Origin of the sequence: Methylobacterium oxalidis, assembly GCF_007992195.1 — a bacterium.
GTDB classification, from domain to species: Bacteria; Pseudomonadota; Alphaproteobacteria; order Rhizobiales; family Beijerinckiaceae; genus Methylobacterium; species Methylobacterium oxalidis.
Map to the genome: position 1 here is coordinate 1 of NZ_BJZU01000117.1, position 13,007 is coordinate 13,007.

The 13,007-nt window shown below is 70.1% G+C and carries 13 protein-coding genes; 5 read left to right on the forward strand and 8 right to left on the reverse strand.

Features of this window, described 5'->3' with window-relative positions:
• Positions 1–477 precede the first annotated feature (477 nt).
• The 3 genes from MOX02_RS23355 to MOX02_RS23365 all read left to right on the forward strand — a co-directional run bounded on the left by MOX02_RS23355 (position 478) and on the right by MOX02_RS23365 (position 3,711).
• Complete coding sequence (locus MOX02_RS23355) at positions 478–741, forward strand: hypothetical protein (RefSeq protein WP_147028228.1); 264 nt, start codon at positions 478–480, stop codon at positions 739–741.
• Between the two features lie 194 nt (positions 742–935).
• Positions 936–2,525, forward strand: a complete 1,590-nt coding sequence (locus MOX02_RS23360) for a DEAD/DEAH box helicase (protein WP_147028229.1) — start codon at positions 936–938, stop codon at positions 2,523–2,525.
• A gap of 121 nt (positions 2,526–2,646) precedes the next feature.
• Positions 2,647–3,711: a GGDEF domain-containing protein gene (locus MOX02_RS23365; RefSeq protein WP_147028230.1), complete on the forward strand. Its 1,065-nt coding sequence runs from the start codon at positions 2,647–2,649 to the stop codon at positions 3,709–3,711.
• 5 nt (positions 3,712–3,716) lie between these two features.
• On the opposite strand, the gene MOX02_RS23370 is transcribed toward MOX02_RS23365, so the two are convergent.
• Positions 3,717–4,094, reverse strand: a complete 378-nt coding sequence (locus MOX02_RS23370) for a HesB/IscA family protein (RefSeq protein ID WP_147028231.1) — start codon at positions 4,092–4,094, stop codon at positions 3,717–3,719.
• Between the two features lie 275 nt (positions 4,095–4,369).
• On the opposite strand from MOX02_RS23370, the gene MOX02_RS23375 reads away from it, so the two are divergent.
• Complete coding sequence (locus MOX02_RS23375) at positions 4,370–4,837, forward strand: Uma2 family endonuclease (RefSeq protein ID WP_244948450.1); 468 nt, start codon at positions 4,370–4,372, stop codon at positions 4,835–4,837.
• A gap of 1 nt (position 4,838) precedes the next feature.
• Here MOX02_RS23375 and MOX02_RS23380 read toward each other — a convergent pair whose 3' ends face one another.
• The 6 genes from MOX02_RS23380 to MOX02_RS23405 form a co-directional block, all read right to left on the reverse strand.
• The gene (locus MOX02_RS23380) at positions 4,839–5,219 is read right to left on the reverse strand and encodes an SUF system Fe-S cluster assembly protein (RefSeq protein ID WP_147028232.1); all 381 of its coding nucleotides are present in this window, start codon (positions 5,217–5,219) and stop codon (positions 4,839–4,841) included.
• Positions 5,220–5,242: 23 nt separating this feature from the next.
• Positions 5,243–6,487 carry a cysteine desulfurase gene (locus MOX02_RS23385; RefSeq protein ID WP_147028233.1) on the reverse strand — a complete coding sequence of 415 codons (1,245 nt, stop codon included), beginning with the start codon at positions 6,485–6,487 and terminating at the stop codon, positions 5,243–5,245.
• A 59-nt stretch (positions 6,488–6,546) separates the two neighbouring features.
• Positions 6,547–7,869, reverse strand: a complete 1,323-nt coding sequence (gene sufD / locus MOX02_RS23390) for a Fe-S cluster assembly protein SufD (RefSeq protein ID WP_147028234.1) — start codon at positions 7,867–7,869, stop codon at positions 6,547–6,549.
• Between the two features lie 3 nt (positions 7,870–7,872).
• On the reverse strand, positions 7,873–8,625 hold the full coding sequence (sufC, locus tag MOX02_RS23395) for a Fe-S cluster assembly ATPase SufC (protein ID WP_147028235.1): 753 nt from the start codon (positions 8,623–8,625) through the stop codon (positions 7,873–7,875).
• Between the two features lie 92 nt (positions 8,626–8,717).
• Complete coding sequence (sufB, locus tag MOX02_RS23400) at positions 8,718–10,187, reverse strand: Fe-S cluster assembly protein SufB (RefSeq protein ID WP_147028236.1); 1,470 nt, start codon at positions 10,185–10,187, stop codon at positions 8,718–8,720.
• 67 nt (positions 10,188–10,254) lie between these two features.
• Positions 10,255–11,424, reverse strand: a complete 1,170-nt coding sequence (locus tag MOX02_RS23405) for a cysteine desulfurase family protein (RefSeq protein WP_147028237.1) — start codon at positions 11,422–11,424, stop codon at positions 10,255–10,257.
• A 309-nt stretch (positions 11,425–11,733) separates the two neighbouring features.
• Between MOX02_RS23405 and MOX02_RS23410 the strand changes: the two genes are divergently transcribed.
• Positions 11,734–12,390, forward strand: coding sequence for an alpha/beta hydrolase (locus MOX02_RS23410; RefSeq protein ID WP_147028238.1), 657 nt, complete (start codon positions 11,734–11,736; stop codon positions 12,388–12,390).
• Positions 12,391–12,418: 28 nt separating this feature from the next.
• On the opposite strand, the gene MOX02_RS23415 is transcribed toward MOX02_RS23410, so the two are convergent.
• Complete coding sequence (locus MOX02_RS23415; protein WP_147028239.1) at positions 12,419–12,661, reverse strand: hypothetical protein; 243 nt, start codon at positions 12,659–12,661, stop codon at positions 12,419–12,421.
• Positions 12,662–13,007 lie beyond the last annotated feature (346 nt).

The following is a 13,007-nucleotide window of genomic DNA, read 5'->3' on the forward strand; positions in this document are numbered from 1 at the left end:
CCGACGCAACGGCCGTCATGCCGGCGAGAACGGTGGAGGCAAGGAGAAGCTTTTTCATCATCACTGGTCCTGTCTGGCGAAAGCCGGCGCGCTTTTAGGCTGCGGGAGCGATCGGGTCTGTCGCTTTCGTGCAACAAGCCCGTCCAGATAAGCCCCAAGGAGTCAACGAAACGTGAAGGTTAGAGCGAGGTAAGATTTCGGCGTCCGAGCAAGTGTCCCAGCGCACACGGTGGCGGACGCGAACAAAGCTTGCGAGAGTATGAAGGAATGCAGCCACAATCCTGTCAGAATGAACGGAAGCTGCGCCCAAAGTCTGCAGGATCGTGCGGAATCGGACGCCGGGCGGCGCTTTAGTTCAGGGCAGTCGCCGCCACGCCCTGCCCAGCCGCGGTAGGGGAGCCTTAACCCTGTCCGTGAAATCTCGGCCTCGAGGGCCGTGGCTTCCATCGCGGCCTCGCCGAGGCAGTGTCCCCGCCGATGCCCGATGAGACCCCGTCCGGAGCGGACAGCCGCTCGCCCGTCCTGGCCTGGACCCTGCGGGTCGCGGCCGTGACCCTCGTCCTCGGCTGCGCGGCGGCGCACGGGCTCTCGCGCCTGCACCCGGCGCCGGAGCGCGGCGCCCAGGTCGCGGCGGCGCGGGGCGCGGACCCCGAGACGACCGGCTCGATCGCGGGCAGCGCGGCCTCCGTCTTCCTCGACCCCTGCGCCGTCGTCGGCCGGCTCCGCGCCGCCGCGCGCTGATCTCCCGGCCCTGTCCCGGCCGAAGGGGTGCCCGGCCCGCATCGCAGATTGACAAGCCTCGGCAACACTCTAAGTGTGCCGGCACTCGCATGCGCGGCGGGTCGGGAAACGAGACAGCCGTCAATGCCGTTGCCGCGACGATCTCCTCCGCGCCGGCCGGCGACCTTCCCGCGCGCAACGGTTCTCAAAAGAAGATGTCATTTGCCGATCTCGGATTGAGCGACAAGGTCCTGCAGGCCGTCACCGCCGCCGGCTACACCCAACCGACCCCGATCCAGGCCCAGGCCATCCCGCACGTCCTCGCCCGCCGGGACGTGCTCGGCATCGCGCAGACCGGCACCGGCAAGACGGCGGCCTTCACGCTGCCGATGCTCACGATGCTGGAGGCCGGGCGCGCCCGGGCCCGGATGCCCCGCACGCTGATCCTCGAGCCGACGCGCGAGCTTGCCGCGCAGGTCGAGGAGAATTTCGAGCGCTACGGCACCAACCACAAGCTCAACGTCGCCCTGATCATCGGAGGCGTCTCCTTCGCCGACCAGGACGCCAAGCTGACGCGCGGCACCGACGTGCTGATCGCGACCCCCGGGCGCCTGCTCGACCATTTCGAGCGCGGCAAGCTGCTGCTCACCGGCGTCGAGCTCCTCGTCATCGACGAAGCCGACCGCATGCTCGACATGGGCTTCATCCCGGACATCGAGCGCATCGTGAAGATGGTGCCCTTCACCCGCCAGACGCTGTTCTTCTCGGCGACGATGCCGCCGGAGATCGAGCGGCTCGCCGACATGTTCCTGCACAACCCGCAGCGGATCGAGGTGGCGCGCCCCGCCTCCACCGCCGCGACGATCGTGCAGCGCCTCGTCGCCACGGGAGCTGAGGGCCACGAGAAGCGCGAGCGCCTGCGCGCCCTGATCCGGGCCGAGGGCGAGCTCAGGAACGGAATCATCTTCTGCAACCGCAAGCGCGACGTGGCGCAACTGCAGAAGTCGCTGGCCAAGCACGGCTTCAACGCGGCGGCCCTGCACGGCGACATGGACCAGCGCGCCCGCATGGCGGCCCTCGACGGGTTCCGCAGCGGGGAGACGCCGCTCCTCGTCGCCAGCGACGTCGCAGCCCGCGGCCTCGACATCCCGGCCGTCAGCCACGTCTTCAACTTCGACGTGCCCCACCACCCGGAGGACTACGTCCACCGCATCGGCCGCACGGGCCGCGCGGGCCGGGCGGGGCACGCCTTCACGCTGGTCAGCCGCGGCGACGACCGCTCGCTTCAGGCGATCGAATCCCTGATCGGCCAGCCGATCCCGTGGTTCGACGGCGACCTCGCCTCGCTCCCGGCCTCGGACGGGGAGACGGAGGGGCGCACCCGCCACCGCGGTCGCGGCGGCGAGGCGCGCGGACGCGGCCGCCGCGGTGGCGAGAACGGCAGCGGCGCGGGCACGACCTCGCGCCGGGGCGGTGCCCGCGCGCGGGGGCGGAGCGAGGGCGCGGAGGCTTCCGCATCCCGTGACGCGTCCGCACCCCGCGAGGCGTCTGCATCCCGCGAGGCTTCGGCGTCCCGCGAGGCTTCGGCGCCCCGCGAGGCTTCGGCGTCCCGTGCGGCGTCGATGCCGCGGGAGGCTGCGGCGCCGGCCTCGCCGGCGCGCCAGCGGCCCGAGCGTCCGCAAGCGGACCGGTCCGGGCGCGGACGCCGGCGCCACGAGGAGGACGAGGGCGAGACGCCCGTCGGCCTCGGCGCCCATGTGCCGGCCTTCCTGCTGCGGCCGGCCCCCGTCAAGAAGCGCAAATAAGGGGCTCGTTCCGTCCCGATCCTCCGGGACCGCTTAACCGTCCATCCATCCTCGCGGATGCATTGTCTCACCGACGTGCCGGCCGTCGCACCGGCGGCGCGGTGGGAGAGGTGGTTTGGGTATGAGCGAGGGCAGTCATCACGACCGCGACCGGACCTTCGCACTCTCCCAACGGGCGAACGAGCTGATGCGGGACTACGGCTCCTCGGCGACGCCGCGGGCCTACACCGTCTGGTACACGTACGTCTCGGGCGCGCAGCCCCTGATGAACGACGCGATCAAGCGCCTGACCGCCCAGAACGGCTGCCTCTGCGACAGCGACGTCGACGCCCTCTACGACACCTATATCGATGGCCGCCGGCTCACGATCGCCGCCGAGAAGATGAGCGCCAGCGTGCTCTCCGAGATCGAGGCGATCACCGAGATGATCGATCTCTCGCTCGGCTCGACGGCCCAGTACGGCGAATCGCTGCGGGCGCTCTCGCACGACCTCGCCGGCGCCGCCCTGAACCGCGTGCGCATCCGCGAGATCGTCGCCTCCCTCGTCGCCACGACCCGCGAGGTCGCGGCCAACAACCGGACGCTCGAGGCCCGCATGCGGGAGAGCCGCTCCGAGATCGAGAGCCTGCGCGAGACGCTGGAGGCGACCCGCATCGAGAGCCTCACCGACCCGCTGACCGGCCTCTCGAACCGCAAGCATTTCGAGGAGATGCTGGCGAAGATCGTCGAGAACGCGGCCACGCGGCCCGTCACGTCGAGCCTGATCGTGCTCGACATCGACTTCTTCAAGCGCTTCAACGACCTCTACGGCCATCTCACGGGCGACCAGGTGCTGCGGCTCGTCGCCATCGTCATGCGCGAGCAGGTGCGCCTCAGCGCGACCCTGTCCCGGTTCGGCGGCGAGGAGTTCGGCATCCTCCTGCCCGACACCGACCTCGACACGGCGCGCGGCATCGCCGAGACGGTGCGCACCAGCGTGATGGGCCGGGAGCTCGTCAAGCGCTCGACCGGCGAGTCGCTCGGCAAGGTCACGGTCTCGCTCGGCATCGCCGCCTACCGGCCCGGCGACACCCCCGTCTCGCTGCTCGAGCGCGCGGACCTGTGCATGTTCGCGGCCAAGCGCGGCGGCCGCAACCGCTGCGTCGACGACCGCACCCCGATCGCCGACCTTTCCCGCGTCGCCTGAGCGCCTCAGGCCGAGGCGCGCAGGGCCTCCGGGTTGGCGGGCGTGATCGCCACCGACTCGCCGCAGCCGCAGGCGGAGGTCTGGTTCGGGTTGTTGAAGACGAACTGCGCGGAGAGCTTGTTCGTCTGGAAATCCATCTGCGTGCCGAGCAGGAACAGCACCGCCTTCGGGTCGATGAACACGGTCACGCCCTTGTCCTCGACCATGTCCTCGCCGGGCTTGCGCGCCTCCGCGTACTCCATCGTGTAGGACATCCCGGCGCAGCCGCCGTTCTTCACGCCGACCCGCAGCCCGGCGATCGGGCGGTCCGCGTCCGCGATGATGGACTTGATCCGGTCGGCCGCCGCGTCGGTCAGCGACATGACCTTGAAACCTGATGACATCGATGCTCTCCGGCAGCCGGGTTCAAGGCCCGGGCGGGTGCGTACGGGGTGACGCGCGGAAGATAAGCATCCCGAGGGGGCGAATCCACCGCCGCGAGGACACAGCCGGCCCGCTTCCTGTGGTAGGCTCGGCAGCGGGCCCAAGCCGGCGAGGAGGCGGGACGTGGCTGAACCGGCACCACGGCGGATGAGCGCGGAGGAGTTCTTCCTGTGGCAGCGCGGCCAGGACGGGCTCCACGAACTCGTCGACGGTGTGCCGGTGCCGCACCGTCAAGATGATGACCGGCGCGAGCGCCCAGCACGACCGGGCGACCGTCAACATCATCGTCAGCCTCGGGACGCAGCTCCGCGGGACCGGCTGCCGCCCGACCACGGACGACATCGCCCTGCGCACCGGCATCGCGACCCTGCGGCGCCCCGACGTCACCGTGGAGTGCGGCGAGCTCGTCCGCGACGCCTACGAGAACCGCGCGCCGCGCCTCGTGGTCGAGGTCCTGTCGCCCTCGACCGCGAACATCGACCGGTTCCGCAAGCTCGACGAGTACCGGCGTCACCCGAGCCTCGCCTGCATCCTCCTCGTCGAGACGCTGTTCCCGAGTGCCGTCCTGTACCGGCGCGGCGCGGAGGGCTGGGAGCCGGAGACCTACGAGGCCCTGACGGACGTGATCGAGCTCGGCGAGAACGGCGCGCGCCTGGCGCTCGCCGACATCTACGACGGGCTCGGCTTCGGGGCCGCGTCTTAGCTCACCACATGTCGAGGGCGACGCGGGCCTCGTCGGACATGCGGCTCTGGTCCCACGGCGGATCGAACACCATCGTGACCGTGCAGGCCTGCACGCCGGGCACCGCCGAGACGGCGTTCTCGACCCAGCCCGGCATCTCGCCCGCCACCGGGCAGCCCGGCGCCGTCAAGGTCATGTCGATCGCCACCGTGCGGTCGTCGGCGATGTCGACCTTGTAGATCAGGCCGAGCTCGTAGATGTCGGCCGGGATCTCGGGGTCGTAGACGGACTTGAGGGCCGCCACGATGTCGTCGGTGAGCCGGTCGAGCTCTTCCGGCGGGATGGCGGTGGCGGCCGCCACGGCGGGGGCGTTGGTGCCGCCGGTGATCGTTGCATCGGACATTCGCGAACCTTTCGGCGACTTGATCAGGCGAACAGCGCCTCGGCCCTGGCGAGCGCCTCGACCAGGGCGTCGACCTCGGCCTTCGTGTTGTAGAGGCCGAAGGAGGCGCGGCAGGTCGAGGTGACGCCGAATCGGCTGAGGAGGGGCATCGCGCAGTGCGTGCCGGCGCGGACCGCGACGCCCTGGCGGTCGATCACGGTGGCGATGTCGTGGGCGTGCGCGCCCTTCACCTCGAAGGCGATGACGCCGCCCTTGTCCCGCGCCTGCCCGATGATGCGCACCGAATTCATCGCGGAGAGCCGGTCCTGCGCGTAGTCCGTCAACGCCGCCTCGTGGGCGGCGATCCGGTCGCGCCCGACGCCCATCATGAACTCGAGCGCCGCGCCGAGGCCGACCGCCTCGACGATCGCCGGCGTGCCGGCCTCGAAGCGGTGGGGCGGGTCGTTGTAGGTGATGGCATCCTCGGTGACGGTGCGGATCATCTCGCCGCCGCCCTGGTAGGGGGGCAGCCGCTCCAGCCACGCCTTCTTGCCGTAGAGCACGCCGATGCCGGTGGGCCCGTACACCTTGTGGCCGGTGAAGACGTAGAAGTCGCAGTCGAGCGCCTGCACGTCGATCTCGCGGTGGACCGCGCTCTGAGCGCCGTCGAGGAGCACCGGCACGCCGTGCGCGTGGGCGATGCGCACGATCTCCTCGGCCGGCGTCACCGTGCCGAGCACGTTCGACATGTGGGTCAGCGCGACCATCCTGGTGCGCGGCGTGAAGAGCTTCTCGTATTCCTCGACGAGGAAGTTGCCGTCGTCGTCCACCGGCGCCCACTTGATCACGGCGCCGCGGCGCTCGCGCAGGAAGTGCCAGGGCACGATGTTGGAGTGGTGCTCCATGATCGAGAGGATGATCTCGTCGCCCTCGCCGATCAGCCCCGCCCAGCCCATCGAGCTCGCCACGAGGTTGTAGGCCTCGGTGGCGTTGCGGGTGAAGATGATCTCGTCCGTCGAGGCGGCGTTCAGGAACTGCCGGGTCGTCTCCCGGGCGCCCTCGAAGCCCTCCGTCGCGGCGTTGGCCATGTAGTGCAGGCCGCGGTGCACGTTGGCGTAGGCACCCTCCATGCAGCCGACCATCGCGTCGATCACCGCCCGCGGCTTCTGCGCGGAGGCGGCGTTGTCGAGGTAGACGAGCGGCTTGCCGTAGACGGTCTGCGACAGGATCGGGAATTCCCGCCGGATCGCCTCGACGTCGTAGGGGGTCTGTAGGACGGGTGCGTTCATGAACTCTTCCGCGTGACGCCGGACGCCCCTCCCCCGGGATCGGGAGAGGGGCTCATCGCTCAGCCCCGCCTCGCCAGCCAGGCCTCGACCTCGCCGATCAGGGCGGCGCGGGCGCCCTCGTGCGTGACCGCCTCGACCGCCTCGCCGAGGAAGGCCTGGACGAGCAGGCTCTCGGCCTGCTGGCGCGGCAGGCCGCGGGCCATCAGGTAGAAGAGCAGGTCCTCGTCCGGCGCGCCGCAGGTGGCGCCGTGGCCGCAGGCGACGTCGTCGGCGAAGATCTCCAGCTCCGGCTTGTTCATCATCTGCCCCTCGTCCGTGAGGAGGAGGCAGTCGGACTTCATCTTGCCGTCGGTCTGCTGGGCGACCTGCTCGACGATGATCTTGCCCTGGAACACGCCGGTCGCGTCGCCGTCGATCACCGTCTTGAACAGCTCGCGGCTGACGCCGCCGACGGCCGCGTGATCGGCGAGCAGCGTCGAGTCGGCGAGCTGCCCGTTGCCCAGCATGGTGGCGCCGTTGACGGTCGCCGTCGCGTTCTCGCCCCCGAAGTACAGGTAGATCTGGTGGCGCGAGAGCACTGCCCCGGTCACGAGGTTCACCGTCTCGATGTGCGACCCGGCGCCGAGCCGGGCCGAGATGGTGGAGAGCGCCACGGCCTCGCGGCCCTCGCCGTTGAGCCGGGTGTGGTGGAAGCGGGCCCGGTCGCCGATGACGACGTCGAGGACGTCGTTCGGCTGGTAGGCGACGCCGTCCGGGCCCTCGTGGGTCTCCAGCAGCGTCAGCTCGGCCTCCTCCTCCAGCACCACGAGCACGCGGGTCGCCGTCGAGAAGGCGTCGCTGCCCGTGCCGACGAAGCGCAGGTGCAGCGGCATCGCGACCTTGGCGCCCGGCGCCACCCGGATCAGGGCGCCGTCCGCCATGAAGGCGGCGTTGAGCTGGTAGATCGGGTTCTCGCGGGTCTGGGCGACCGGGGCGAGCTGGGCGAGCAGCGGGTCGTTGTTCGTCAGCGCCGCCTCAAGCGGCGTCACGGTCACGCCCTGCGGCACGCTGCCGAGGTCGGACCCCTCGGCCACGAGGTGGCCGTTGACGAAGGCGAGGCGCACGGCCTCGATGCCGGAGAAGCCCTTCGCGGCCTCGAGAGCGGCCCGGGCGGCGTCCGCGGGCGGCGCCTCGGCCGGCGGGGCCGCCTCCTTCAGGGCGGCGCGCAGGTCCGTGTACTTGAACGCCTCGACCCGCCGGCTCGGCAGGCCCACCGCCTCGAAGTAGCGGAACGCCTCCTCGCGGGCGATCGAGACGCCCGTGGGGAACTTCATGCGCGCGACCTCGAACAGCTTCGTCAGGCCGGCCTCGGCGGGTGTGCGGAGATTGGTGACGTCCGCCATGGCTCAGGCCGCCTCGCTCGCGCGGTACTCGGCGTAGCCGGAGGCCTCGAGCTCGAGCGCGAGCTCCTTGCCGCCGGACTTCACGATCCGCCCCTGGGACATGACGTGCACGGTGTCGGGCACGATGTGGTTCAGGAGGCGCTGGTAGTGGGTGATGACGAGGAAGGAGCGCCCTTCCGCGCGCAGCGCGTTCACGCCCTCGGAGACGATGCGCAGCGCGTCGATGTCGAGGCCGGAATCGGTCTCGTCCAGCACGCAGAACTGCGGCTGCAGCAACGCCATCTGGAGGATCTCCATGCGCTTCTTCTCGCCGCCGGAGAAGCCGACGTTGAGCGCGCGCTTGAGCATCTCCTTGTTGATCTCGAGCTTGTCGGCGGCCGCGTTGACCTGCCGGATGAAGTCGGGCGTCGAGATCTCGGACTCGCCGCGCGCCCGGCGCTGCGCGTTGAGGCAGGCCTTCAGGAAGGTCATGGTGCCGACGCCGGGGATCTCCAGCGGGTACTGGAAGGCCAGGAAGATGCCGGCCGCGGCCCGCTCGTCCGGGCCCATCTCCAGGATGTTCTCGCCGTTGAGGAGGATCTCGCCCTCGAGGACCTCGTAGTCCTCCTTGCCGGCGATGACGTAGGAGAGGGTCGACTTGCCCGATCCGTTCGGGCCCATGATGGCGGCGACCTCGCCGTCCTTCACGGTGAGGTCGAGGCCGTTGAGGATGCGGTTGTCCTCGATCTGCACGACGAGGTTCTTGATCTCAAGCATAGTCCGTTCCGAAAGTCTGAAAACACGTTCGCGGGCGAGCGGGGCCCGCGCAGGACCTCTTGGTCCCGCGCGGAGAAATCTCCTTGCCCCGCCTAGCCGACCGAGCCCTCCAGGCTGATCGAGATCAGCTTCTGGGCCTCGACGGCGAACTCCATCGGGAGCTGCTGCAGCACGTCGCGGACGAAGCCGTTGACGATCAGCGCCGTCGCCTCCTCCTCCGAGAGCCCGCGCTGCAGGCAGTAGAACTTCTGGTCCTCGGAGATCTTCGAGGTGGTGGCCTCGTGCTCGAACACCGCGGACGCGTTCTTCGATTCGATGTAGGGCACCGTGTGCGCGCCGCACTGGTCGCCGATCAGGAGCGAGTCGCAGTTCGTGAAGTTGCGGGCGTTCTTCGCCTTCCTGTGGGCCGAGACGAGGCCCCGGTAGGTGTTCTGCGAGCGGCCGGCCGAGATGCCCTTCGAGATGATCCGGCTGGTGGTGTTCTTGCCGAGATGGATCATCTTGGTGCCGGAATCGACCTGCTGCATGCCGTTCGAGACCGCGATCGAGTAGAACTCGCCGCGGGAATCGTCGCCGCGCAGGATGCAGGACGGGTACTTCCAGGTGATCGCCGAGCCGGTCTCGACCTGCGTCCACGAGATCTTCGAGCGGGCGCCGCGGCAATCGCCGCGCTTCGTCACGAAGTTGTAGATGCCGCCGCGGCCCTCGTTGTCGCCGGGGTACCAGTTCTGGACCGTCGAGTACTTGATCTCGGCGTCGTCGAGCGCCACGAGCTCGACCACCGCGGCGTGGAGCTGGTTGTCGTCGCGCTTCGGGGCGGTGCAACCCTCGAGGTACGAGACGTAGGAGCCCTTGTCGGCGATGATCAGCGTGCGCTCGAACTGGCCGGTGTCGCGCTCGTTGATCCGGAAGTAGGTCGACAGTTCCATCGGGCAGCGCACGCCCGGCGGGATGTAGACGAACGAGCCGTCCGAGAACACGGCCGAGTTCAGCGTCGCGAAGAAGTTGTCTGTCACCGGCACGACCGAGCCGAGGTACTTCTGCACCAGCTCCGGGTACTCGCGCACGGCCTCCGAGATCGGCATGAAGATCACGCCGGCCTTCTGGAGCTCCGCCTTGAAGGTGGTGGCCACCGAGACGGAATCGAACACGGCGTCGACCGCCACGCGGCGCTCCGGCGCGATGCCCTCCAGCACCTCGACCTCGCGCAGCGGGATGCCGAGCTTCTCGTAGGTCTTGAGGATCTCGGGGTCGATCTCATCGAGCGACTGCGCGGCCGCGCGCTTCGGGGCCGCGTAGTAGTAGATGTCGTTGTAGTCGATCTTGTCGTAGGAGACGCGGGCCCACTCCGGCTCCTTCATCGTCTGCCAGCGCTTGTAGGCGTCGAGACGCCAGTCGAGCAGCCAAGCAGGCTCGTTCTTCTTGGCCGAGATGAAACGGATCACGTCCTCGGAGAGGCCCTTCTCGGACTTCTCCATCTCGATCGTGGTCTCGAACCCGTACTTGTACTGATCGACGTCGATGGCGCGGACGCGATCGACGGTCTCCTGCACTGCAGGCATTAGCTTCTCCTACCATCGCCGGCGTCAAGGGCCGGGGGTCTGTCGAGATGGCTCGGGGCGGCACGCATCAGGCCGCTTTCCCTCGCCGCTTATATAGGGACGAAACCGCGCGTTCGAAGGCGTCGAGGAAGCGGGCCCCGTCGCTTTCAACCGTGTTCCAGCCCAAACTGACGCGCAGCGCCCCTGCAGCGAGCGCAGGGCTCACCCCCATCGCCGCGAGAACGGGGGAGCGCGCCACCTTGCCCGAGGCGCAGGCCGAGCCCGAGGAGACCGCGACCCCGGCGAGGTCGAAGGCCATCAGCGCGGTGGCCGCCTCGAGCCCCGGCACCGCGAAGCTCAGCGTGTTCGGCAGGCGGGGCGCGCCCGCCCCGAACACGGTCGCGTCGGGTGTCCGCGCCAGCACCTGCGCCTCCAGGCCGTCGCGCAGCCGCCCGAGGCGCTCGGCTTCGCTTGCAAGGACCGTTCCGGCGATCTCCGCGGCCCGGCCCATCCCGACGATGCCGGGCAGGTTCTCGGTGCCGCAGCGGCGCCGGCCCTCCTGGCCCCCGCCCCGCACGAAGGCCGCCTCGAGGACGACGCCCTCGGCGAGCGCGACGGCGCCAACGCCCTTCGGCGCGGCGAACTTGTGGCCCGACACGGTCAGGGCGTCGAGGCCGAGCGGGGCGAGATCGATCGCCACCTTGCCCGCCGCCTGGACGGCGTCGCTGTGGACGAGCGCCCGCCCGTGCCGGCGGGCGAGCGCCACGATCCCGGCGAGCGGCTGCACGACGCCGGTCTCGTTGTTGGCGGCGTGGACCGAGATCAGGAGGGGCTCGTCGGCGAGGGCGTCGAGGCGCGACTCCAGCGCGGCGAGGTCGATGAGGCCGGAGGCCGTCACCGGCAGGATCTCGACGAATCCCTCGGGGAAGCGGTGGCCCGCCGCGACGCAAGGGTGCTCGGTGGCGCCGATCAGGAGCCGCGCCGGGGCCGGCAGGCCGGGCCGGCGGAGCGCGCCAGAGAGGACGGCGTTGGCGGCCTCGGTGCCGCCGCTCGTGAACACGAGGCCGGCGGACGGCGCGCCGAGGAGGGCGGCGACCTGCTCGCGCGCCGCCTCCAGGGCGGCGCGGGCGGCGCGGCCCTCGGCGTGCACCGAGGACGGGTTGCCCGGCAGGTCCAGCGCGCGCGCGACCGCGGCCGACACCTCCGGACGGACCGGCGAGGTGGCGTTGTGGTCGAGGTAGGCGCGGGCTGCTGTCATGGGCGGGCTGCTGTCATGGGCGTGCGATCGAAGCCTTCGGGGCGGGAGCCGACATTTCCTTGCTTTCGCCCCCCATCATCATGCTAAGGCGCGCGCACGACACGCATTCCAGGTGGCCGGCTGCGAGGAGACGACCGGGACGGCACGCATCGTACGGGCTTCTTTAGAAACGTTCTAATCGCCTAGAACCATTCTAAGAGCGCTTGTAAGTGTGTCGCGACCTGAGTCAAGGCTCCGTGTGACCGCCCTCGCGACGGCGCCGCGTTCTCGGCCGGACCCCCGGGGCCGCCGACAGGAGATGGGAGAACCATGCCCGAAGTCATCTTCAACGGCCCGGCGGGCCGCCTCGAAGGCCGGTATCAGGCGCCGAAGAAGAAGGGCGCGCCGATCGCCATCGTGCTGCATCCGCACCCGCAATTCGGCGGCACGATGAACAACCAGATCGTGTACAACCTGTTCTACACGTTCGCGAATCGCGGCTTCGCGGCGCTCCGCTTCAACTTCCGCGGCGTCGGCCGCAGCCAGGGCGCCTTCGATCACGGATCGGGCGAGCTCTCGGACGCGGCGGCCGCGCTCGACTGGGTGCAGTCGGTCAATCCGGAGGCGAAGTCCTGCTGGATCGCGGGCGTCTCGTTCGGCTCCTGGATCGGCATGCAGCTTCTGATGCGCCGCCCCGAGATCGAGGGCTTCATCTCGATCGCCGCCATGGCGAATCGCTACGACTTCACCTTCCTGGCGCCCTGCCCCTCCTCCGGCCTGTTCGTGCACGGCTCCGAGGACCGCGTCGCCCCGGCCCGCGAGGTGATGCCGGTGATCGAGAAGGTGAAGACCCAGAAGGGCGTGATCATCGAGCACCAGATGGTCGAGGGCGCCAACCACTTCTTCGACGGCAAGGTCGACGAACTGACTCAGACCGTCGAGGCCTATCTCGACAAGCGCCTCGGCTCCCGCGAGGAGGCGGCCTGAGGCGAGCGTGGGGGCTCGCGGGTCGGGCTCAGGCCCGGTCCCGGTCGGGCCCGTCGCTCGGGAAGGGGCGCGGCGCGAAGGCCAGGACGTTGGCCGCCGCGCCCTCCATCGCCTCGACCCTGCCCGTCTCCGGACCGGCGCGGTCTTCGGGCGCGCCCGCGGGGATCGAGATCCAGCGGATGATGCGCCCGCTCGCCCGGCGCTCCAGGTGCCGGCGCAGCCGCCGCTGCGCCCAGCCGGGTGACAGGTGGAGATAGGGCAAGGCCGTCACCGCGATCCGTCAGGGCCGATGCCCGCACGAGCGCGGCGAGGATCGGGCCGGCTGCCGGGACCTGCGGATCCGTCCGGAGCCCGCTTCGGCCCTACCATGGATCCGCCGGCGCGCGGGCGCACCGCGCGCACCCCGCGCGGACTTGCCTGAGCGTTCCAATCCACAGAACGTTACAACCTCAGGGTGTATAGTGCCGATCAGGCATCCGGCCTGCCGTTCCGCTCGGGTTCATCGCGGCTCGAAAATTCGCCGATCAGCCCGAATGCCCACCTCTCCCGAACGGGAGAGGGGACCCGCGACCGGTCGATACAGGTCACCGCTGCGAAGCCAGCGCCCACCTCTCCCG

What these genes read in the sequence shown, in the direction of transcription:
- MOX02_RS23410 (WP_147028238.1), top strand. Translation starts at nt 11,734, where the DNA reads ATGCCCGAAGTCATCTTCAACGGCCCGGCGGGCCGCCTCGAAGGCCGG.
- MOX02_RS23355 (WP_147028228.1), top strand. Translation starts at nt 478, where the DNA reads ATGCCCGATGAGACCCCGTCCGGAGCGGACAGCCGCTCGCCCGTCCTG.
- MOX02_RS23405 (WP_147028237.1), bottom strand. Translation starts at nt 11,424, where the DNA reads ATGACAGCAGCCCGCGCCTACCTCGACCACAACGCCACCTCGCCGGTC.
- MOX02_RS23370 (WP_147028231.1), bottom strand. Translation starts at nt 4,094, where the DNA reads ATGTCATCAGGTTTCAAGGTCATGTCGCTGACCGACGCGGCGGCCGAC.
- MOX02_RS23365 (WP_147028230.1), top strand. Translation starts at nt 2,647, where the DNA reads ATGAGCGAGGGCAGTCATCACGACCGCGACCGGACCTTCGCACTCTCC.
- MOX02_RS23385 (WP_147028233.1), bottom strand. Translation starts at nt 6,487, where the DNA reads ATGAACGCACCCGTCCTACAGACCCCCTACGACGTCGAGGCGATCCGG.
- MOX02_RS23360 (WP_147028229.1), top strand. Translation starts at nt 936, where the DNA reads ATGTCATTTGCCGATCTCGGATTGAGCGACAAGGTCCTGCAGGCCGTC.
- sufC (WP_147028235.1), bottom strand. Translation starts at nt 8,625, where the DNA reads ATGCTTGAGATCAAGAACCTCGTCGTGCAGATCGAGGACAACCGCATC.
- sufB (WP_147028236.1), bottom strand. Translation starts at nt 10,187, where the DNA reads ATGCCTGCAGTGCAGGAGACCGTCGATCGCGTCCGCGCCATCGACGTC.
- MOX02_RS23375 (WP_244948450.1), top strand. Translation starts at nt 4,370, where the DNA reads ATGATGACCGGCGCGAGCGCCCAGCACGACCGGGCGACCGTCAACATC.
- MOX02_RS23380 (WP_147028232.1), bottom strand. Translation starts at nt 5,219, where the DNA reads ATGTCCGATGCAACGATCACCGGCGGCACCAACGCCCCCGCCGTGGCG.
- sufD (WP_147028234.1), bottom strand. Translation starts at nt 7,869, where the DNA reads ATGGCGGACGTCACCAATCTCCGCACACCCGCCGAGGCCGGCCTGACG.